19 protein-coding genes and 1 tRNA gene are annotated in these 19,073 nt (G+C 72.2%); 17 read left to right on the top strand and 3 right to left on the bottom strand.

Going from position 1 to position 19,073, the window contains the following annotated elements:
• The first annotated feature begins 193 nt into the window (after nt 1-193).
• The 11 genes from ABD343_RS15550 to htpX all read left to right on the top strand — a co-directional run bounded on the left by ABD343_RS15550 (nt 194) and on the right by htpX (nt 11,260).
• On the top strand, nt 194-565 hold the full coding sequence (locus tag ABD343_RS15550) for an NADH-quinone oxidoreductase subunit A (RefSeq protein ID WP_344528260.1): 372 nt from the start codon (nt 194-196) through the stop codon (nt 563-565).
• Nucleotides 556-1,239 carry an NADH-quinone oxidoreductase subunit B gene (locus ABD343_RS15545; protein ID WP_344528258.1) on the top strand — a complete coding sequence of 228 codons (684 nt, stop codon included), beginning with the start codon at nt 556-558 and terminating at the stop codon, nt 1,237-1,239. The genes ABD343_RS15550 and ABD343_RS15545 overlap by 10 nt, the downstream gene beginning before the upstream one ends.
• Nucleotides 1,236-2,477 carry an NADH-quinone oxidoreductase subunit C gene (locus ABD343_RS15540; RefSeq protein ID WP_425578184.1) on the top strand — a complete coding sequence of 414 codons (1,242 nt, stop codon included), beginning with the start codon at nt 1,236-1,238 and terminating at the stop codon, nt 2,475-2,477. The genes ABD343_RS15545 and ABD343_RS15540 overlap by 4 nt, the downstream gene beginning before the upstream one ends.
• Nucleotides 2,474-3,442 carry a complex I subunit 1/NuoH family protein gene (locus tag ABD343_RS15535; RefSeq protein WP_344528607.1) on the top strand — a complete coding sequence of 323 codons (969 nt, stop codon included), beginning with the start codon at nt 2,474-2,476 and terminating at the stop codon, nt 3,440-3,442. The genes ABD343_RS15540 and ABD343_RS15535 overlap by 4 nt, the downstream gene beginning before the upstream one ends.
• A 68-nt stretch (nt 3,443-3,510) precedes the next feature.
• Nucleotides 3,511-4,026, top strand: a complete 516-nt coding sequence (locus ABD343_RS15530; protein ID WP_344528605.1) for a 4Fe-4S binding protein — start codon at nt 3,511-3,513, stop codon at nt 4,024-4,026.
• Between the two features lie 8 nt (nt 4,027-4,034).
• Nucleotides 4,035-4,583, top strand: a complete 549-nt coding sequence (locus ABD343_RS15525) for an NADH-quinone oxidoreductase subunit J family protein (RefSeq protein ID WP_344528603.1) — start codon at nt 4,035-4,037, stop codon at nt 4,581-4,583.
• The gene (nuoK, locus tag ABD343_RS15520; protein WP_344528256.1) at nt 4,583-5,059 is read left to right on the top strand and encodes an NADH-quinone oxidoreductase subunit NuoK; all 477 of its coding nucleotides are present in this window, start codon (nt 4,583-4,585) and stop codon (nt 5,057-5,059) included. The genes ABD343_RS15525 and nuoK overlap by 1 nt, the downstream gene beginning before the upstream one ends.
• The gene (locus tag ABD343_RS15515; protein WP_344528254.1) at nt 5,056-7,053 is read left to right on the top strand and encodes an NADH-quinone oxidoreductase subunit 5 family protein; all 1,998 of its coding nucleotides are present in this window, start codon (nt 5,056-5,058) and stop codon (nt 7,051-7,053) included. The genes nuoK and ABD343_RS15515 overlap by 4 nt, the downstream gene beginning before the upstream one ends.
• 28 nt (nt 7,054-7,081) lie before the next feature.
• Complete coding sequence (locus ABD343_RS15510; protein ID WP_344528601.1) at nt 7,082-8,662, top strand: complex I subunit 4 family protein; 1,581 nt, start codon at nt 7,082-7,084, stop codon at nt 8,660-8,662.
• On the top strand, nt 8,659-10,203 hold the full coding sequence (locus ABD343_RS15505) for an NADH-quinone oxidoreductase subunit N (RefSeq protein ID WP_344528252.1): 1,545 nt from the start codon (nt 8,659-8,661) through the stop codon (nt 10,201-10,203). The genes ABD343_RS15510 and ABD343_RS15505 overlap by 4 nt, the downstream gene beginning before the upstream one ends.
• Before the next feature lie 190 nt (nt 10,204-10,393).
• Nucleotides 10,394-11,260, top strand: a complete 867-nt coding sequence (gene htpX / locus ABD343_RS15500) for a zinc metalloprotease HtpX (RefSeq protein ID WP_344528250.1) — start codon at nt 10,394-10,396, stop codon at nt 11,258-11,260.
• A gap of 51 nt (nt 11,261-11,311) precedes the next feature.
• Here the strand turns inward: htpX and ABD343_RS15495 are convergent, their stop codons facing one another.
• Complete coding sequence (locus ABD343_RS15495) at nt 11,312-11,890, bottom strand: TetR/AcrR family transcriptional regulator (protein ID WP_344528248.1); 579 nt, start codon at nt 11,888-11,890, stop codon at nt 11,312-11,314.
• Nucleotides 11,891-11,999: 109 nt separating this feature from the next.
• Between ABD343_RS15495 and ABD343_RS15490 the strand changes: the two genes are divergently transcribed.
• Nucleotides 12,000-13,640, top strand: coding sequence for an MFS transporter (locus ABD343_RS15490; protein ID WP_344528246.1), 1,641 nt, complete (start codon nt 12,000-12,002; stop codon nt 13,638-13,640).
• Nucleotides 13,641-13,671: 31 nt separating this feature from the next.
• On the opposite strand, the gene ABD343_RS15485 is transcribed toward ABD343_RS15490, so the two are convergent.
• Entirely contained in the window at nt 13,672-14,160 is a 489-nt protein-coding gene (locus ABD343_RS15485) for a YajQ family cyclic di-GMP-binding protein (protein ID WP_344528244.1), read from the bottom strand.
• A 211-nt stretch (nt 14,161-14,371) separates the two neighbouring features.
• Between ABD343_RS15485 and ABD343_RS15480 the strand changes: the two genes are divergently transcribed.
• Nucleotides 14,372-14,453, top strand: a tRNA-Tyr gene (locus ABD343_RS15480).
• 331 nt (nt 14,454-14,784) lie between these two features.
• On the opposite strand, the gene ABD343_RS15475 is transcribed toward ABD343_RS15480, so the two are convergent.
• Nucleotides 14,785-15,417, bottom strand: coding sequence for an alpha-ketoglutarate-dependent dioxygenase AlkB (locus tag ABD343_RS15475; RefSeq protein WP_344528242.1), 633 nt, complete (start codon nt 15,415-15,417; stop codon nt 14,785-14,787).
• Between the two features lie 172 nt (nt 15,418-15,589).
• Here ABD343_RS15475 and ABD343_RS15470 point away from each other — a divergent pair, with 172 nt between their 5' ends.
• The 4 genes from ABD343_RS15470 (at nt 15,590) to ABD343_RS15455 (ending at nt 18,984) form a co-directional block, all read left to right on the top strand.
• Nucleotides 15,590-16,504 carry an alpha/beta fold hydrolase gene (locus ABD343_RS15470; RefSeq protein ID WP_344528240.1) on the top strand — a complete coding sequence of 305 codons (915 nt, stop codon included), beginning with the start codon at nt 15,590-15,592 and terminating at the stop codon, nt 16,502-16,504.
• A 137-nt stretch (nt 16,505-16,641) separates the two neighbouring features.
• Nucleotides 16,642-17,052 (top strand): hypothetical protein, encoded by a 411-nt coding sequence (locus ABD343_RS15465; protein WP_344528238.1) that lies wholly within the window; start codon nt 16,642-16,644, stop codon nt 17,050-17,052.
• 131 nt (nt 17,053-17,183) lie between these two features.
• The gene (locus tag ABD343_RS15460) at nt 17,184-17,933 is read left to right on the top strand and encodes a MerR family transcriptional regulator (protein WP_344528236.1); all 750 of its coding nucleotides are present in this window, start codon (nt 17,184-17,186) and stop codon (nt 17,931-17,933) included.
• A gap of 49 nt (nt 17,934-17,982) precedes the next feature.
• Entirely contained in the window at nt 17,983-18,984 is a 1,002-nt protein-coding gene (locus tag ABD343_RS15455; protein WP_344528234.1) for an NAD(P)H-dependent flavin oxidoreductase, read from the top strand.
• Nucleotides 18,985-19,073: the final 89 nt, after the last annotated feature.

Genomic DNA, 19,073 nt, shown 5'->3' with positions numbered 1-19,073 from the left:
GGCGCTATGGGGTCCCTTGGTGAGGTGGGGTGGGGTTAACCCCACCTCACGTGGGAGCGTGCCCCGAAGCATGTGTGAACGGAGCCGAACGGAGTGTGACGCGGCGGTGCTCGCGGCCCGGGGCAGGGCCTAGACTCCCGTGCGTACAGATCCTCGAACAGCACCACTCACCACACACACCACAGGGGCGGACGTGCCGGACTACTTCCACGGCTATTCGGTCGTCGGGCTGGTCGCGGTTGTCGGGGTGCTCTTCGTCGCCGTGGCCTTCGCCGCGGGACGGCTGCTGCGGCCGGTGGTGCCCACCCGGGAGAAGATGCTGACGTACGAGTGCGGCGTCGACCCGGTGGGCGAGGGCTGGGCCCACACCCAGATCCGCTACTACGTCTACAGCTTTCTGTACGTCATCTTCGCGGTCGACTCCGTCTTCCTCTTCCCCTGGGCGACGGTCTTCGCCGCCCCGGGATTCGGCGGCATCACGCTCGTGGAGATGTTCATCTTCCTCGGCTTCCTCGCCGTCGGCCTGCTGTACGCGTACAAGAAGGGCGTCCTGGAATGGACGTAAGCGGAACGAACACCGGTGGCTCGCGGCAGCCCGTCGACCTGGCGCCCCCGGCCCGGCTGGGCCCGCTCGCGCGGCTGGCCCCCGAGCCCATGAAGGTCGTCCTCAACTGGGGCCGGCGCTACAGCCTGTGGGTCTTCAACTTCGGGCTCGCCTGCTGCGCGATCGAGTTCATCGCCGCGTCGATGGCCCGGCACGACTTCATCCGGCTCGGCGTGATCCCCTTCGCGCCGGGCCCGCGCCAGGCCGACCTGATGGTCGTCTCCGGCACGGTCACCGACAAGATGGCCCCCGCGGTCAAGCGGCTCTACGAGCAGATGCCCGAGCCGAAGTACGTCATCTCCTTCGGCGCCTGCTCCAACTGCGGTGGGCCCTACTGGGACTCGTACTCCGTCACCAAGGGCGTCGACCAGATCATCCCCGTCGACGTCTATGTGCCGGGCTGCCCGCCGCGGCCCGAGGCGCTGCTCCAGGGCGTGCTGAAGCTCCAGGAGAAGATCGCCGCCGAGTCGACCTCGCACCGGTACGGGGCGAACGGGCCTCATGGGTCCAACGGGCCCCATGAGTCCAACGGGAAGGCCCCCGCGGCGGCGCTCACCAGCGGCCTGGTGAAACCGCCGCCCGCCGTCCCGGGCACCCCGAGTACGAACGGCGCGGGGGAGGGCGAGGAACGGTGACCGAGCCCACGGAACCCACGGAGCCGGCCGAGCCCGCGCCGCAGCCCGCATCGGAGTCCGTGCCGGAACCCGCGCCGGAGCCCGCGTCGGAGTCCGCCGAGCCCACCGGTCCCGGCACCGTCGGCTGGCTGCCCGGTGGCACGGAGGCGCTGTTCGGCGTCGGGGCGACGGCCGAGGACGCGTACGGGCTGCTGACCGTCGACGTCCCCGCCGAGTCCTGGCTCTCCGCCCTCCGCGTCGCGCGCGACGCGCTGGACTGCACCTACTTCGACTGGCTCAGCGCCGTCGACGAGCCCGGCACCGGCTTCCACGTCTGCGCCCACGTCGCCGCCCTCCCGGGCGGGGGCGCGGGGGAGCGTGCGGGTGAGCCGCTGCGCCGCCTCGTCGTCCGTACGACCGTGCCGCACGGGGCCCCCTCGCTCCCGACCGCCACCGGCATCTACGCCGGGGCCTCCTGGCACGAGCGCGAGACGCACGAGATGTTCGGCGTGGACTTCCCCGACCACCCGGACCTCGCCCCGCTGCTGCTGCCCGAGGGCTTCGAGGGACACCCGCTGCGCAAGGACTTCGTCCTCGCCGCGCGCGTCGCCAAGACCTGGCCGGGCGCGAAGGAGCCCGGCGAGTCCGGCCACGGCGGCCCGAAGCGCCGCACGATGCTTCCGCCCGGCGTCCCCGACCCCAACGAGTGGGGCCCGCTCAAGGGCCAGCTCCCGCCCGCCCCGTCGCGCCCGGCCCGGGGCCGCGCCGCTGCGGCCTCCGGCGAACGCCCCGCGCGCCGCACCCGCACCGCGGGCGACGGCTCCACCAGCCAGCGCCCGCCGCGCCGCGCCCGCTCGGCGACGGAGGGCTCGGCGAGCCAGCGCCCGGACGCCCCCACCACCGAACCGGCAACGCCGCCCCAGGCGCCCGAGGCACCCCAGGCATCGGAGACGCCCGAGGCACCCCAGGCATCGGAGACGCCCGAGGCACCCCAGGCATCGGAGACGCCCGAGTCGGCGCCGTCACCCGAGTCGGCCACGCCGACCGCGCCGCCGCGGTCCCCCCGCTCGCCCCGGCGCGCGGAGGAACCGAAGAGCCCGGATCAGCCGGACAGCGCGGAACCGCGGAGCGGTGAGGCCACGGCCCCCCGCTCCACGGACGCCCCCTGGCACCACGCCCGCCCGGCCTTCGAGGAGCAGGGCGCGGAGGAGTCCGACGACGAAGGCGGTACCGGCAACGCGAGAGGAGAAGAGGGCTGATGGACGCGCTCGACGTCACGCTCCGCCTGGTCGCCGTGCTGCTCGCCTTCCTCGTCCTGCCCCTCCTCGTCGGTCAGACCGAGCACAAGGTCATGGCCCATATGCAGGGCCGTGTCGGACCCATGTACGCGGGCGGCTTCCACGGCTGGGCCCAGCTCGTCGCCGACGGCGTCAAGTTCGCGCAGAAGGAGGACGTCGTCCCCGACGGCGCCGACCGGCGTATCTTCCAGCTCGCGCCCGCCATCGCCCTCATCCCCTACCTCCTCGTCCTCGTCGCGATCCCCGTCTGGCCCGCCCCGGGCAACGGCGGCGTCGGCCAGGCGATCGACGCGGGCATCTTCTTCGTCCTCGCCGTGATGGGCGTCGGCGTGCTCGGCTCGCTGATGGGCGGCTGGGCCTCCGCCAACAAGTTCTCCCTCCTGGGCGGCCTGCGCACCGCCGCCCAGCTCATGGCGTACGAGCTGCCGATGCTGCTCGCCGCCGCCTCCGTCGCGATGGCCGCGGGCACCCTCTCCCTCCCCGGCATCCTCGACGCCTGGGAATGGTGGTGGCTGCCCTGGCAGATCATCGGCGGCTTCGTCTTCTTCACGGCCGGCCTGGCCGAGTTGCAACGCCCTCCCTTCGACGCCCCCGTCGCCGACTCCGAGATCATCTTCGGCGCGTACACCGAGTACACCGGGCTGCGCTTCGCGCTCTTCCTCCTCGCCGAGTACGCGGGCATCGTCGTCCTCTCCGCGCTGACCGCCGTGCTCTTCCTCGGCGGCTGGCACGGCCCCTTCGCGGACGGGCTGGGCTGGCTCTGGACGCTGCTGAAGACCGCCCTCCTCTCCTTCGTCGTCATCTGGCTCCGCGTCAGCTACCCGAGGCTGCGCGAGGACCAGATCCAGCGCGTGGCCTGGACGGCGCTCGTCCCCCTCGCCCTGCTCCAGATCGCCCTCACCGGCGTCGTCAAGGTGGTGATGTAGCCGTGTCCCGCCCCTCCGCCGTCTTCGGCTCCGGCCTGGCCAAGGGCCTGGCCGTCACCTTCCGCACGATGACGCGGCGCTCGCACACCGCCCACTACCCGGACGCGCAGCCCGAGCTGCCGCCCCGCTCCCGGGGAGTGATCGGGCTCTTCGAGGAGAACTGCACGGTCTGCATGCTCTGCGCCCGCGAGTGCCCGGACTGGTGCATCTACATCGACTCCCACAAGGAGACGGTGCCCCCGGCCGCGCCCGGCGGACGCGAGCGCAGCCGCAACGTCCTCGACCGCTTCGCCATCGACTTCGCCCTGTGCATGTACTGCGGTATCTGCATCGAGGTCTGCCCTTTCGACGCGCTGTTCTGGTCCCCCGAGTTCGAGTACGCGGAGACGGACATCCACGAGCTGACCCACGAACGCGACCGGCTCCGCGAGTGGATGTGGACGGTCCCCGAACCGCCCGCCCTCGACCCCGCCGCCGAGGAGCCCAAGGAGATCGCCGCCGCCCGCAAGACCGCCGAGAAGGCCGCCGAGAAGGCTGCCGCAGAGGCGGCCGAGCAGGCCGAACAGCGGGGTGAGCCCGAGTGACCGGATCGCTGAGCCTCGCCGCCTCCCATCCCGGCTTCCTGTCCCCGACGGGCGTCGAGATCGTCTTCGTCCTCGTCGGACTCGTCACGCTCGGCGCCGCGCTCGTCACCGTCACCACCAAGCAGCTCGTGCACGCGGCCCTGTGGCTGGTGGCGGCGCTCGGCGGGATCGCCGTGGAATACCTCCTCCTCACCGCGGAGTTCATCGCCTGGGTCCAGGTCCTGATCTACGTGGGATCCGTCGTCGTCCTCCTCCTCTTCGGGCTGATGCTCACCAGGGCGCCCATCGGCCGCTCGCCCGACGCCGACTCGGGTAACCGCTGGGTCGCCCTCGCCGTGGCCGTCGCCGCGGCCGCGACCCTCCTCACCGTCGTCATCGACGCCTTCCGCTCGACCTGGATCGAGCTGGACGACTCGGTCGCGGGCTCCACCGAGGTCACCGGTGTGGCCCTCTTCCGGCACTGGGTGCTGCCCTTCGAAGCGCTCTCCGTCCTCCTCCTCGCCGCCCTCGTGGGCGCGATCGTCCTCTCTCGCAGGCAGAAGGGGAGCGACCGCTGATGCATCTCGCCTATCCGGCCGTCCTGGCGGTGCTGCTCTTCTGCGTCGGTCTCTACGGCGTCCTCGCGCGCCGGAACGCCATCCTCGTGCTGATGTCGGTCGAGCTGATGCTGAACGCGGTCAACCTCAACCTGGTCGCCTTCGACGTCTGGCTCCGCGACACCCTGCACGCGGGCCAGGCACTCACGCTCTTCACCATCGCCATCGCCGCGGCCGAGATCGGCATCGGTCTCGCCATCGTGCTGCTCGTCTACCGGAATCGGGGCAGCTCCGATGTCGACAGACTCAGGGACCTCCGTGAGGACGGAGGTTCGCCAGGGGGCAATCCCAGCGGCGGGTCCGACGATGCAGAAAGTCTCGCACCCGCCACTGACAACGCCGCCGAAACCGAGGCTGACCAGGGGACTTCGGAGACCCGGGGGACTTCGGAGACCTCGGGGAGTTCGGAGACTTCCGCAGGGAGGCAGCACGCGTGAGCACCACGACCCTCGCCGTCCTCGTCCCCGTCCTCCCCTTCCTCGGCGCCGTCGCCGGGCTGCTCCTCGGCCGTGGCGCGCCCGGCTTCGCCCGGCCCCTCGCGGTGCTGCCCACGCTCGTCGCGACGGCCCTCGCGATCACCGTCGCCGTACGCCAGGGCGGCGGCGCCCCGCTGCGCGCCGCCACCGAGCTGACCCCGACCGGCAACGAGGCGCTGCCCGTCCAGCTCGCCCTGCACCTCGACGGCTTCGCCGTCCTCGTCGCGGTCCTCGTCGGCCTCGTCGCCTCGTGCGTGCAGCTCTACTCCACCGGGTATCTCCGCGACGACCCGCGCTACCCCTCGTACGCCGCGCTCGTCTCCCTGTTCACCGCCGCGATGTTCCTCGTCGTCTACAGCGACGACCTCATCGTGCTGCTCGTCGGCTGGGAGATCATGGGCATCTGCTCGTACTTCCTGGTCGGGCACTACTGGGAGACCCCGGCGGCGCGGGCCGCCTCGCTCAAGGCGTTCCTCGTCACGAAGCTCGGCGACGTGCCGTTCCTCATCGGCATCCTCGCGCTCGCCTCCGACGCGGGCACGTTCCGGATCAGCGCGATCGTCACCCGCCTCACCTCGCCGCTCTCCGGCTTCGAGCTGGACCACCCGACGCTGATCGCGGTGCTGCTGCTCGCCGGGGTCGCGGGCAAGTCCGCGCAGTTCCCGCTGCACTCCTGGCTGCCCGACGCGATGGCGGGCCCGACGCCCGTGTCGGCGCTGATCCACGCCGCGACGATGGTCGCCGCCGGTGTCTACTTCGTCGCGCGGCTGCTGCCCGTCTTCACCGCCTCGGCCGCCGCGCTCGCGCTCCTCGCGCTCGTCGCCGCCGTCACCATGACCGGCTCGGCGCTGGCCGCGCTCGCGCAGGACGACATCAAACGCGTCCTCGCGTACTCGACCATCAGCCAGCTCGCCTACATGGCGGGCGCCCTCGCCGTCGCCGACCGGGGCGCGGCCGTCTTCCACCTGCTGGCCCACGGCGCGTTCAAGGCGCTGCTCTTCCTCGCCGCCGGGGTCGTCATCCACGCGGCGGGCACCAACTCCCTCACCGTCATGTCCCGCATGGGCGGCATCGCCAAGCGCGCCCCGGACGCCTACTGGACGATGAGCGTCGCGCTGCTCGCGCTCGCCGCGATCCCGCCGTTCGCGGGCTTCTTCTCGAAGGAGGCCGTGCTCGGCGCCGCCGAGCACGCGGCGTTCGGCGACGAGCACGGCGTCCCCGTGGGCGTCGGCTGGATCGTGCTGGTCGCGGGCCTGCTCACGGCCGTCCTGACCGCGGCCTACGCGGCGAGACTGTGGCTGCTGGCCTTCCGGGGTACGGACGCGACCGCGCCGCTGCGTCCCGACCCGGAGAAGGCCGCCGAGCACGTGCCCGAGGCCGTCCCGCAGCAGGCCCCCGAGACCTTCGAGCCGACCCACCACCGCGAACCGGCCGTCATGACCGCCGTCCTGTGGCTGCTCGCCGTCCCCTCGCTGGCCTTCGGGCTCGCCTTCCCCGTGCTGCCCGACTGGTTCGACGGGGGCTCCCTCGCGCCGACCCTCACCACCTCGGTCCTCGCCACAGGGGTCGCCCTGGTCGGAGGGATCCTCACCTTCGCGACCTGGCGGCACACCACGGCCCTGGCCGCCGCGCACCCGGAGGCCGACGCCGACCCGGGGCTGCTGCTCCTGGGCCCGCTGCACCGGCACGCGGCGGCGGGCTTCCATCTGGACGCCGTCTACACGGCGCTCGTCGTCCGTCCGGTCCAGGGCGCGGCGAAGCTCGTACGGTTCCTCGACCGGGAGGTCGTCGACGCCTACGTCAGCGGCGCGGGGCTCGGCCCCCGGCTGCTCGGCGCGGCCGTGCGGCGTACGCAGACCGGCAACGTACAGACCTACCTGAGCGCGCTGCTGGCGGGCTCCCTCGTGGTCGCCGTGGTCGCCGTCGTCGCGGCGGCCGGGAACGGAGGGGCGTGACCTCGTGATCTCCCTCGACGACACCGTGATGCGGGCCCTGCTGCTGGCCGCCGTCGTGCTGCCGCTGCTCGGCGCCGCCGCGGCGCTGCTGCCCGCGCCGCCCGGGCTGCGCGGGCGCGGCCCCGACCAGGCGGTGCTGCGCCACGGCGTGACCGTCACCGGCGTGGTGCTGGCCGCGACGGTCGTGCTCGCGCTGGGCTTCGACCACGACAACCCGGGCACCATGCAGGCCGAGTCGGACGTGAGCTGGATCCCGGCCCTCGGGATCCGCCTCCATTTCGGCGTGGACGGCGTCTCCCTGCCGCTCCTCGTGCTGACCGCGCTGCTGACGTTCCTGTGCGCCCTCTACAGCTACTTCAAGATGCCGGCGGGGCCGCGCCCCCAGGCGTTCGTCGCGCTGCTGCTGGTGCTGGAGTGCGGCACCCTGGCGACGTTCGCCGTGCTCGACCTGATGCTGTTCTTCCTGGCGTTCGAGATGGTGCTCATCCCGATGTACTTCCTCATCGCCCGCTGGGGCGGCGAGGGAAGGGGCCCGGCCGCCTGGAAGTTCATCCTCTACACGCTGCTCGGCTCCGTCGTGATGCTGCTCGGCCTGCTCGTCGTCGGCCTGAACGCCCAGGGCGGACCCACATTCGACATGGTGCGGCTCGCCGAACAGCACGGCGCCGGGCTGAGCCACACCACGCAGCTCGTCGCGGCGCTCGCCATCGGCCTCGGGCTCGCCGTCAAGGCGCCCATGTGGCCGATGCACTCCTGGCTGCCCGACGCGCACACGGCCGCGCCCACGGTCGGCTCGGTGCTCCTGGCGGGCGTCCTGCTGAAGATGGGCACCTACGGGTTCGTCCGTATCCTGCTGCCCGCCGCGCCGGAGGGCGCCGAGACGTTCGCGCCGTATCTGGCGGCCTTCGCGGTCGTCGGCATCATCTACGGGTCCCTCGCCTGCCTCGCCCTCGCACGGCGCGGCGCCAAGGGCGACCTGAAGCGGCTGATCGCGTACTCCTCGGTCGGCCACATGGGCTTCGTCCTGCTCGGCATCGCGACCCTCACCCACACGGGCGTCAACGGCGCCCTGTTCGCGAACATCGCCCACGGCCTCATCACCGGCCTGCTCTTCTTCCTCGTCGGCGCCCTCAAGGACCGCGCGGGCACGACCGACCTGGACGCACTGGCCGGTACGGGCGGGGCCGCGCTGTACGGGAAGGCGCCACGGTTCGGCGGGCTGCTCGCCTTCGGCGCCGTGGCCTCCCTGGGGCTGCCGGGACTCGCGGGCTTCTGGGGCGAACTGCTCGCCCTCCTGGGCGCCTTCCACCCGGCCGGGGGCCTCAGCCGCCCCGCCTACCTAGTGTTCATGGCGCTCGGCGCCGTCGGCACCCTGCTGACCGCCGCCTACATGCTCGTCGTCGTCCGCCGCGTCTGCATGGGCGACCCGGGGGAGGCGCGCCCCGCGCCCCTCCCGCCGCTCGCGACCGTGCCGGACGTACGCCGCTACGAATACGCCGCCTGGACGCCCCTGGTCGTCCTCACCGTCCTCGCCGGACTGTGGCCCGCCGCGCTCCTGGGGCTCACCGACCCGGCGGTGCAGAACCTCCTGCCAGGAGTGACCCGATGACGCCCGCGACCGAAGCCACCCTCCAGACGGTTCAGACGGCGGGTGCTGCCCAGACCATCCAGTCCGTCGACTGGGTGGCCATCGCGCCGCCCGCCGTCGCCGCCGTCGTCGCCCTCGTCGTCCTGGTGGCCGACCTCTTCCTGGACGACCGCCGCAAGCCCCTGCTCGGCTGGGTCTCCCTCGCCGGTCTGGCCCTCGCGGGACTGTCGCTGATCCCGCTCATCGGGGAGAACAGATCGACCTTCTGCCTGACGGGCGGTTCCGGCGCGTGCAGCTATGTGGCCGACCCGTTCGCTCTTGTCATCCAGTTCCTCGTGCTGGGCGGCGCGTTCGTGGCCGCCCTGCTGTCGGTGACGTCAGTGAAGGACGACAAGCTGCCCGAGGGGGAGTTCTGGTTCCTGCTGCTGTCGTCCGCCGCCGGTGCGGCGCTGCTGCCCGCCTCCCGCGATCTGGCCACTTTGGTCGTCGCCCTGGAAGTGGCGTCCCTTCCGGCGTTCGCGCTGGTCGGTCTGCGCCGGGGGGAGGCACGTTCGTCCGAGGCGGCCCTGAAGTTCTTCCTGTCGTCCGTCACCGCGACGGCCGTGATGCTCCTGGGCGTCAGCTTCGTCTACGCGGCCACCGGCAGCATGCACCTGGAGGCCGTCGCCGAGGCCCTGCCCGCGACGGACAGCCGCCTGGGCACCCTGGCCACCACGGGCGTCGCGCTCACCCTCGTGGGCTTCGCCTTCAAGACGGCGGCCGTCCCGTTCCACTTCTGGGTGCCCGATACGTATGTCGGTGCGCCCCTTCCGGTCGCCGCGTACCTCTCGGTGGTCGGTAAGGCCGTCGGTTTCTCCGGGCTGATCCTCGTCACCCTGCGGGCCTTCCCCTCCTATGACCACGTCTGGGGCCCCGCCCTGGCCGTACTGGCGGCCCTCACCATGACGGTCGGCAACCTGGGCGCCCTCCGGCAGCGCCCGGACCGCGAGCACAGCGCCGTACGGCTGCTCGCCTGGTCCTCCGTCGGGCAGGCGGGCTATCTCCTCGTCCCGATCGCCGCCGCGGCCTGGACGGACGACACGGACAGGGCCGTCGGCGCGACCGTCGCCTACGCGCTCATGTACGGCGTGGTGAACCTGGGCGCCTTCGCGGTCGCCGCGCTCGTCGGCCGTACGCACGCGGCCAACCGGATCAGCGACTACCGCGCCCTGATCTCCACCCGCCCCCTGGCCGCGCTCTGCCTGGGCTTCTTCCTGCTCTGCCTGGCCGGTCTGCCGCCGGGCGTGGTCGGGCTGTTCGCCAAGGTGACGGTCTTCGGCGCGGCCGTGGACGCGGGCCTGGGCTGGCTCGCGGTCGTCATGGCCGTCAACGTCGTGATCGCGCTCTACTACTACCTCCAGTGGACCGCCGTCCTGTTCCGTACGGACGGGCGCGAGGCCGCGCCGCGCGTCGCGCCCTCGGGCGTCCTGACGGCGACCATCGGGGTGACGGCCGTCCTGGGCATCGCCATCTCGGGCGCCCCGCAGCTCATCCTGCGCTTCGCGGACACCTCCCTGTTCTGACGGAAGGCTCCGCGAGGCGCGCCCGAGGGAGCCCGCGCACCGGCAGCGGTACTGCGGCCGGGGGAACTGCGCCTGCCCGTGGTGCGTTGACCAGGCAGGGAAGGTCCACTGGAAGGGGCCGCTGGACACTGGAGGGTGGATCGCCCACCCCGCTCAGGGTTCCCCCGCCGCACCATCTGGAGGGCGCACCGTGCACCGCCGGCACAACGGGCTGAGGACAGCCCTGCTCCTCGGGGGACTGTCCGCACTCATCCTCGTCATCGGGAGCTTCTTCGGCACGACCGGTCTGGTCGTCGCCCTGCTCGTGGCCCTGGGGACGAACGCGTACGCGTACTGGAACAGCGACAAGCTCGCCCTGCGCGCCATGCGTGCCCGCCCCGTCAGCGAGTTCGAGGCCCCCGAGCTGTACCGGATGGTGCGCGAGCTGTCGACGGCCGCGCGGCAGCCGATGCCGCGGCTCTACATCTCGCCGACCCAGGCGCCGAACGCGTTCGCGACGGGCCGCAATCCGCGGAACGCGGCGGTGTGCTGCACGGACGGCATCCTGCGCATCCTCGACGAGCGCGAGCTGCGCGGCGTCATCGGCCACGAGCTGAGTCATGTCTACAACCGCGACATCCTCATCTCGTCCGTCGCCGGAGCCCTGGCCTCGGTGGTGCTCTTCCTGGTCAACTTCGCCTGGCTGATTCCCATAGGCCGCTCGGACGACGACGAGGGGCCCGGGCTCGTCGGCATGTTGCTGATCATGATCCTGGGCCCGGTCGCCGCCTCCCTCATCCAGCTCGCCGTCTCCCGCTCGCGGGAGTACGAGGCGGACGCCTCGGGGGCCCAGCTCACCGGCGACCCGCTCGCCCTCGCCTCCGCGCTGCGGAAGCTGGAGGCGGGCACCCAGCAGCTTCCGCTGCCCCCTGAGCCGCGCCTGGAGACGGCGAGCCACATGATGATCGCCAATCCGTTCCGCCGGGGCGAGGGCCTCTCCAAGCTGTTCTCCACGCACCCGCCCATGACGGAGCGGGTGGCCCGGCTGGAGAAGATGGCGGGCCGGGAGCCCCGCTGATTCCGTCGGCCCTTCGCCCCTTCGGTCCTCCGGTGAAGGCCCTCAGGGCCCTCAGGGCCTGCGGCGGTCGGCGATGTGGCGCATCGCCTCGATGAGGTTCTCGCCCGAGACCTCCGCGTCGGGGTTGAGCGTCTTCTGCGCGACCATTCCGCTCACCAGCAGGTGGTACAGCGGCCCGTAGAGCGCGGTGTCCTCCTCGGAGACCTCCGAGTCGGGCACCCCGTGGAAGAGCGCCACCAGTCCCGCCTGGGCCTCGCGCTCCGCCGCGACGAAGGCCGAGCGCAACTGGGGATCGCTGTCCGAGCGCTGGACGGCCTCGAAGTTCGCCGCCCACAGGGTGCGGTGCTTGTCGAAGAGGTCCGACAGGACGCGCCACGCGGTCGCGAAGCGCTCGGCGGGGGAGGCCGTGCCGCTGAGCGCCGACTCGGTGATCGCCTGCATCTCGTCGCCCCAGTCGCCCATCGCGGCGAAGAGCGCCTCGCGCATGAGTGCGTCCTTGGAGCCGTAGTGGTAGCCGATCGAGGCCAGGTTCGTGCCGGAGGCGGCCACGATGTCCCGCGCCGTCGCGCGCCATCCCTTCTCCAGCAGGCAGCGCTTCGCGCCGTCGAGCAGATCCTCGCGATGTCCCATGCGGCGACCGTACCCCAGCCCTTAGACGGCTGTCTTATACGGACGTCCTAAACGTACGTCTTATACATCCGTCATAGACAAGTGTTTAAGACGTTCGTATAGTCCCGGCATGACCACACCCTCCGCGCCCTCCGCGCCGCCGCCCCGGCCTTCTCCGTCCGCCGCCGCCCGCGCGGGCCGCAGGGAATGGACCGCCCTGACCGTCCTCCTGCTGCCGCTGCTCCTGGTCTCCATGGACGTGTCGGTCCTCTACTTCGCGGTGCCCTTCATCTCCCACGAACTGGAGCCGAGCGCTGCCGAGCAGCTCTGGATCTTCGATATCTACGCCTTCGTCCTCGGCGGCCTGCTGCTCACCATGGGCGCCCTCGGCGACCGCGTGGGCCGCCGCAGGCTGCTGCTCTGCGGCGCCCTCGCCTTCGGGCTCGCCTCCGCGGCCGCCGCGTACGCCACCAGCGCGGAGATGCTCATCGCCGCCCGCGCCCTGCTCGGCCTCGGCGGCGCCACGCTGATGCCGTCCACGCTCGCGCTGATCCGCAACCTCTTCCACGACCCCGCGCAGCGCGCGACCGCCATCGCCATCTGGTCGGCCGTGATGACGGGCGGCGTGGCCGTCGGCCCGGTGCTCAGCGGCATCCTGCTGGAGCACTTCTGGTGGGGCTCGGTCTTCCTCGTCAACCTGCCCGTGATGGCGCTGCTGCTGGCGTTCGGGCCCTTCCTGGTCCCCGAGTTCAAGAACCCCGCGGCGGGCCGCTTCGACTGGCTCAGCGCCCTGCTCTCCCTCGCCGCGATCCTCCCGGCGGTCTACGGGATCAAGGAGTTCGCCGCGGAGGGCTACGACCACGCGTACGTGCTCGCCCTCGCCGTCGGCGCGGCCTTCGCGCTGCTGTTCGTACACCGCCAGCGCACGGCCCCGAACCCCATGCTCGACCTCGCGCTCTTCCGCCGCCCCGGCTTCGGCGCGGCGCTCGGCACCAACCTGGCCGCCATGTTCGTGATGATCGGCTTCGCCATCTTCAGCACGCAGTACCTCCAGTCGGTGCTCGGCATGAGCCCCCTGCGTGCCGCCCTGTGGAGCCTGGTGCCCTCGCTCGCCGTCGGCGTCGCCGCCCCCGTGAGCGTCCAGGCCGCCCGCCGCGTGAACCGCGCGTACCTCATCGGCGCGGGCTTCACCGTCGCCGCCTGCGGCTTCCTCGTCCTGACCCGCGTCGAGGCCGGCTCCCCGCTGCCCCTCGTGCTCGCCGGGGCCGCGGTCTACGCGGTGGGCATCGCCGTCGTCATGACCCTCGTCACCGACCTGGTCGTCGGCACCGCACCCCCCGAGCAGGCGGGCACCGCCTCAGGGCTGCTCGAAGCGGGGCAGGAGTTCGGCGGCGCCCTCGGAATGGCCCTGCTCGGCAGCGTCGGAACGGCCCTCTACCGCCACGAGGTCACCGACGCCCTCCCGCCCGGCCTCCCCGCGCGCGCCCGCGAGGCGGCGCACGAGACGCTCGGCGGCGCGGTCGCCACGGCGGACCGCCTCCCGGGCCGTACGGGAGAGGCCGTACTGTCCGCCGCGCGCGAGGCGTTCACCCACGGCATGCGCGGCGCGGCCCTCGCCGCCGTCGTCGTCACCCTCGCCGCCGCGGTCCTCAGCGTCCGCGGCCTGCGCCACGTACGGCTGCCGGAGGCGTCCGCGGAGGCGTCAGCGGGGACGGCGGATACGGGTGCGGAGACGGACAAGGGCGCGCCCGCCCCCGCGTCCCGGGAGTGACCGCGCCCTTGTCCGTACGGGCTTCTCGCGCCTACCGGTAGTTCACGAACTGGAGCGCGAAGTCGAAGTCCTTGCCCTTCAGCAGGTTGATGACGTCCTGCAGGTTGTCCCGGCTCTTGGAGGTGACCCGGAGCTCGTCGCCCTGCACCTGCGCCTTGACGCCCTTCGGGCCCTCGTCGCGGATGACCTTGGCGACCTTCTTCGCGTTGTCCTGCGAGAGGCCCTCCTGGAGCGAGGAGTGGATCCGGTACTCCTTGCCGGAGGCCGCCGGCTCGCCGGTGTCCAGGGCCTTCAGTGAGATCCCCCGCTTGACCAGCTTGGTCTGGAAGATGTCGAGCACGGCCTTCACCCGCTCCTCCGAGTTCGCCCGCATCTCGATCTTCTCGCCCGACCAGGCGATCGAGGCGTCCACGCCCTTGAAGTCGTAGCGCTGCGAGATCTCCTTGGCGGCCTGGTTGAGGGCGTTGTCGACCTCCTGCCGCTCGACCTTCGAGACGATGTCGAAACTGGAGTCGGCCATGGTGAGTTGGCTCCTCGTACGTAGATCCGTCAGGGAACGGCCCGCGCGTCGGACCGTGCCGCAAGCCTAGCCACCCGCCGCCCGGCCCCGGCCGAGCCTCGGGCGCGGACCTCCTGATCAACCGAGTGGCGAACCACCCCCCGGCATCGGGTATGGTTTACACCGTTGCCACGGAGCACCGCGCCAAGAAGGTGTCCGGGCAGCAATCCCAGGCGGTGTGCCCGAGCGGCCAAAGGGAGCAGACTGTAAATCTGCCGGCTCAGCCTTCCCAGGTTCGAATCCTGGCGCCGCCACAGGAATGGGAAAGCCCTCCCGAACCTGCGAGAGAGCAGGTTCGGGAGGGCTTCTTCGTGCTCGAATCCCTCGTCCCGAACCGGGGCCGGAAAGAGAAAGATCGTCGCACCCTGCTCACGAGGGGGTGCCGGCGTGCTGGATCCAGCGCACCTACGGCCACGGCTACGGCCCGGAGAGTCGCGGAGGTGTTTGCTCCCCCTGTCCGGCTGAACCTCCGGACCAACGACCGGATGCTCCCCGATCGGGGCTTCGCCGTGCCGCATCAGCGACGTTCGCCCCTGTCGGGCGTACGGGCGTACGGGCGGATGATCTGGTGCTGGTTCGGTGGAGCTACTGGTCGGGATGCAGCAGGGTTCGGAAGGTCACCGACACACGTCGGCCGCGTGGGATACGGCCGGTGGTTCCGGGATCACTCTTGCGTGCGGCGATGGCATGGCGCCAGGTGTAGCGGGCCGGCCCGCTCATGACCAGCAGGCTGCCGGGTGCGAGCGGCACTGCCAGCTTCGCGCCGTCCTCGGGATGGGTGAAGTCCATGAGGCAGCCGGAGACCAGTGAGATCGCGGCGATGACCGGACCGAAGCAGGGCAGGCAGTCGACGTGGGCGCTGATCCCCTGGCCCGGCTGGTACTCATTGACGATCACCTGCTCCGCCTCTCGGTCCATCCGGCCCTCACGCACGAGGCGGGCGGCCGTCCGGCGGGCCCATTCCGGGAGCGGCGGCGCGGCTTCCTGCTGGTGGCCTGCCACGCTGCGGCGGCCGTAGTCGTAGCGGTGGCCGTAGTGCTGCACCCGCCGCTTCAACCGCGCCGACCACGCCGCGGCGTCGATGTCCGAGAGCAGGGCCTGGCAGGCGCCGGGGGTGAGCCAGTCGGCGATGTACCGCAGGCCCGGCACCACAACAGAGGGCTGTGGGCGGGATATGGCGTCGACGCCCGGGGAAAGCTGGCCGGGAGTTTCAGACATGCCCCGAACAGTAGCCAGCCCTGCTACCGATTCACACGCCAGGCGCGGCACGCCCTGACGCTCCCTGAATCCTCCTGGGAGGGCAGCACGTCACCGAGCGCCGCCAGGGCGGCTTGGTTCGTGGCCGGCGGAGTTTGACCCTGCCCCTGCGTCAGGGTTGGAGGCTGGGCGCATGACGAACGAGAGCACTTCCCCGGTTCGGTTCGCGCCGCCGGTCGGGGGTCTTCAGGAGGTGGACGGGCGCCGCGTGTTCGCGCACCAGATGGGCAGCGGCGGGCCGGCCGTCGTGTTCGTGCCGGGCGCGAGCGCGGTCGGGCTGGACTACCTCGGCGTACAGCAGCAGGTTTCGCGGTTCACCACCACCGTCGTGTACGACCGCGGCGGCACCGGCTACAGCGATCCGCTGCCGCTGCCCCGGCCTGCCGCCGTCATCGCCACCGAGCTGCGGGAGCTGCTGCGGGCCCTGGACGTCCCGGGCCCGTACGTCCTCGCGGCGCACTCCCTCGGCGGCCTGTACGCGCACCGCTTTGCGCAGCTCTTCCCGCAAGAGGTGGCCGGGATGGTGTGCCTGGACGTCTTCCACCGCGACTGGGACTCCTTCATGCCGCCCTCGGCGAGCCTGGACGCGGTCGAGCGGATGGCGCCCGGCAGGGAGCAGATGGCTCAGATGCGCCCGGCCCTGCGTGAGATGTTCGCGGAGATGTTCGCGGACTACCCCGAGCCCGTGCGGCGGGCGCTGACCGAGGCCCACGTGAGCGACGAGTGGACCGACGCCGGTGTCGCCGAGCGTTCCGGTCTGGCCGCACTCGCCGCCGAGCTGCGGTGCGGGCCGGGGCTTCCCGACGTCCCCGTGGTCGCCCTCACCGTGGTGGGCGCCGACCCCGGCGAGCAGGCGTTGACCTCGGAGAGGACGGCGCGGGAGATGCGGGAGGCCAGGAAGCGGATGGACGCGGCCCTGGTGGACTCGGTCTCGTACGGCGAGCAGCGCGTCATCGCCGACACCAGCCACCACCGGCTCTGCTTCGAGAGGCCCGATGCCGTGGTCCAGGCGGTCCGCGACGTCGTCCACCGGGCGGACCGACTCTAGGCCGGTCTTTCGCTCAAGAGGTGCCTGTAGTGGCAGGCGGGATCTGTCCGAACGCATTCCATGCGCGAGTGAATTTCCACCCAGCGGTGCACCGCACCAACACGTCCGCATTTTCCCCTGACGCAAGGAGTAATCCTGTGAAGTTCCGAATCGGCCGCATACTCGTCGGTGCGACCGCACTGGCCTCCGCCGCCCTGGCGATGACCGCGGGCAGCGCCTCCGCGGCGCCCTCGGCGGCCGGCTGGGACCACATCTTCGGCCCCAATACCCCCGGCTCGTCCGGCGTGCGCGTGTACGTCAAGGAGCACGGCGACATCGTCAAGCTGTGCGACACGAAGAAGGACGGGTATTCCGCCGAGCTTGCGGTCGCCGAGGACGGCCACGCCGGCGACTCGTACGGCATGTCGGTCTCGACGGGCGCCGGCACGTGCAAGACGCATCGCGCCTCGGATGGCGCGAAGTACGATCTGGATGAGAACAACGGCGTCGCCTTCGGGTTCTGGGCCAAGGGCCCCCAGAGCAGCGCTTTTTGGGAGAACGACCACTGATCGGTCGTCCTCGACAACCGGGCGGCGGAGGGCCGGGGGCGGGGCGCCGCCCCGCGAGCCCGGCCCCGTGTCCGAACGAAAGACCTCAGACTCGCCACGACCGGAATGACACACACCACAGGAGGAGGACGGTGCTCACGATCGGCCAGCTCGCGACGACGGCGGGCGTGACCGTGCGCACCGTTCGCCACTACCACCACGTCGGTCTGCTTCCCGAGCCCGAGCGTGACGCCTCCGGCTATCGCCGCTACGGCGCGCAGGCGGCGGTGGACCTCATCCGTATCAGGACCCTCGCGGACGCCGGGGTGCCGCTCAGCCGTATCGACGCGCTGCTGCACGCGCGGCCCGCCGAGTTCGACGCGGCGATCGCCGGTATCGACGACGAGCTGCGGCGCAAGATGGACCAGCTCGCCGAGAACCGCCGCCGGATCACCCAACTCGCAGGCGGCGAGCGGCTCGCGCTGCCGCCCGAGGTGGTCGCCGTCCTGGACCGGATGCGCGCGCTCGGGATCAGTGAACGGCGGGTACGGCTGGAGCGCGACGCGTGGATCCTGATGCGGGCGCTGGACCCGCACCTGATGCCGGGACGGGTACGGGAGAAGAACGCCGAACTCGACGATCCCGCGACGGCGCGCCTGTATCTCGCCTGCGACCAGTCGTTCGACTGGGACCCGCACGATCCTCGCCTGGACCGGCTCATCGAGGACCTGGACGCGTGGGAGACCGCGCGGGAACGGGACGGCGGCCGGCCCCCGGAATACGTGAAGCTGGTCGTCTCCCGGATCTCCGAGGCGTCCCCGGCATGGCAACGCGTCCTCGATGCCCTCGCCCACCGCGCCGGGCAGCGCCGGACCGCACGGCGCGAGGAAGGCGGCCGCTGAGCCGCGGGCGCGACTGCTCCGAAACCTCCGACCGCCCCTTGGAGACTCCATGACCGACCTGACCGGCCTGACCACTCCCTTGTGCGCGACGCTCGGCATACGGCATCCCGTCTTCCAGGCCCCGATCGGTTCCGCGGCCACGCCGGAGCTGGCCGCCGCGGTCTCCGGCGCCGGGGGTCTCGGGTCGCTCGCCCTCACCTGGACGCCCCCGGCCGCCGCTCGCGAGGCCATCCGCAGGGTGCGCGAACTGACCGACAGACCCTTCGCGGTGAACCTCGTCCTCGACTTTCCCGTCGAGGAGTTGCTGGAGGTCTGCCTGGCCGAGCGGGTGCCCGTCCTGTCCACGTTCTGGGGCGATCCCACCGGCGTACGCGCACGGGTGCGCGGTTCCGGCACCGTCCACCTGCACACCGTGGGATCGGTCGCGGAGGCCGGGGCGGCGGTGGAGGCGGGCGTCGACGCCGTTGTCGCCCAAGGGTGGGAGGCCGGCGGGCACGTACGGGGCCGGACCTCGACCATGGCGCTCGTCCCGGCGGTGGTGGACCGGGTCGCCCCGGTTCCGGTGCTCGCCGCGGGCGGGATCGCCGACGGCCGGGGGCTGGCCGCCGCCCTGGCCCTGGGCGCGCAGGGCGCCTGGATGGGCACCCGGTTCCTGACCGCGCACGAGGCCGCGAGCCACCCCACGTACCGCGACGCGGTGCGTGCCGCCGCGCCGGACGACGCCGCGTACACCCGCTGCTTCGACGGGGGCTGGCCCGACGCGCCCCACCGAGCCCTGCGCAACTCCACGATGGCCGCGTGGGAGGAGGCGGGCAGCCCGGCGGCGCCCGGCCGTCCCGACGAGGGCGGCGTGGTGGCCGCGGACGAGGCGGGCGGGACGCACCGGCGCTACGAGGACACGGTTCCCCTTGCGGGGATGACGGGCGACCTGGAGGCGCTGGCGCTGTACGCGGGCCAGTCCGCGGGCCTCGTCGCCGACGGCGCACCGGCCGCCGACCTCGTCACGACGATCCTCGCCCAGGCCCGGCGGCTCCTCCCCCGCCTCGACTGACCCCCGCCTCCCGCGGGCGCGCGCCCTGGCGACTTCCACAGCGGGGGCAGGTCAAGCCCGGCGCCGGAGATGCGGCAACTCCTTGGAGT

The organism is Streptomyces albiaxialis, assembly GCF_039530985.1.
GTDB classification, from domain to species: domain Bacteria; phylum Actinomycetota; class Actinomycetes; order Streptomycetales; family Streptomycetaceae; genus Streptomyces; species Streptomyces albiaxialis.
Note: the sequence above shows the minus strand (reverse complement) of the source record. Positions and strands in the feature narration are given on the sequence as shown.

What these genes read in the sequence shown, in the direction of transcription:
- ABD343_RS15470 (WP_344528240.1), top strand. Translation starts at nt 15,590, where the DNA reads ATGACGAACGAGAGCACTTCCCCGGTTCGGTTCGCGCCGCCGGTCGGG.
- ABD343_RS15475 (WP_344528242.1), bottom strand. Translation starts at nt 15,417, where the DNA reads ATGTCTGAAACTCCCGGCCAGCTTTCCCCGGGCGTCGACGCCATATCC.
- ABD343_RS15545 (WP_344528258.1), top strand. Translation starts at nt 556, where the DNA reads ATGGACGTAAGCGGAACGAACACCGGTGGCTCGCGGCAGCCCGTCGAC.
- nuoK (WP_344528256.1), top strand. Translation starts at nt 4,583, where the DNA reads ATGCATCTCGCCTATCCGGCCGTCCTGGCGGTGCTGCTCTTCTGCGTC.
- ABD343_RS15505 (WP_344528252.1), top strand. Translation starts at nt 8,659, where the DNA reads ATGACGCCCGCGACCGAAGCCACCCTCCAGACGGTTCAGACGGCGGGT.
- ABD343_RS15510 (WP_344528601.1), top strand. Translation starts at nt 7,082, where the DNA reads ATGCGGGCCCTGCTGCTGGCCGCCGTCGTGCTGCCGCTGCTCGGCGCC.
- ABD343_RS15455 (WP_344528234.1), top strand. Translation starts at nt 17,983, where the DNA reads ATGACCGACCTGACCGGCCTGACCACTCCCTTGTGCGCGACGCTCGGC.
- ABD343_RS15495 (WP_344528248.1), bottom strand. Translation starts at nt 11,890, where the DNA reads ATGGGACATCGCGAGGATCTGCTCGACGGCGCGAAGCGCTGCCTGCTG.
- ABD343_RS15530 (WP_344528605.1), top strand. Translation starts at nt 3,511, where the DNA reads ATGACGCGGCGCTCGCACACCGCCCACTACCCGGACGCGCAGCCCGAG.
- ABD343_RS15485 (WP_344528244.1), bottom strand. Translation starts at nt 14,160, where the DNA reads ATGGCCGACTCCAGTTTCGACATCGTCTCGAAGGTCGAGCGGCAGGAG.
- ABD343_RS15490 (WP_344528246.1), top strand. Translation starts at nt 12,000, where the DNA reads ATGACCACACCCTCCGCGCCCTCCGCGCCGCCGCCCCGGCCTTCTCCG.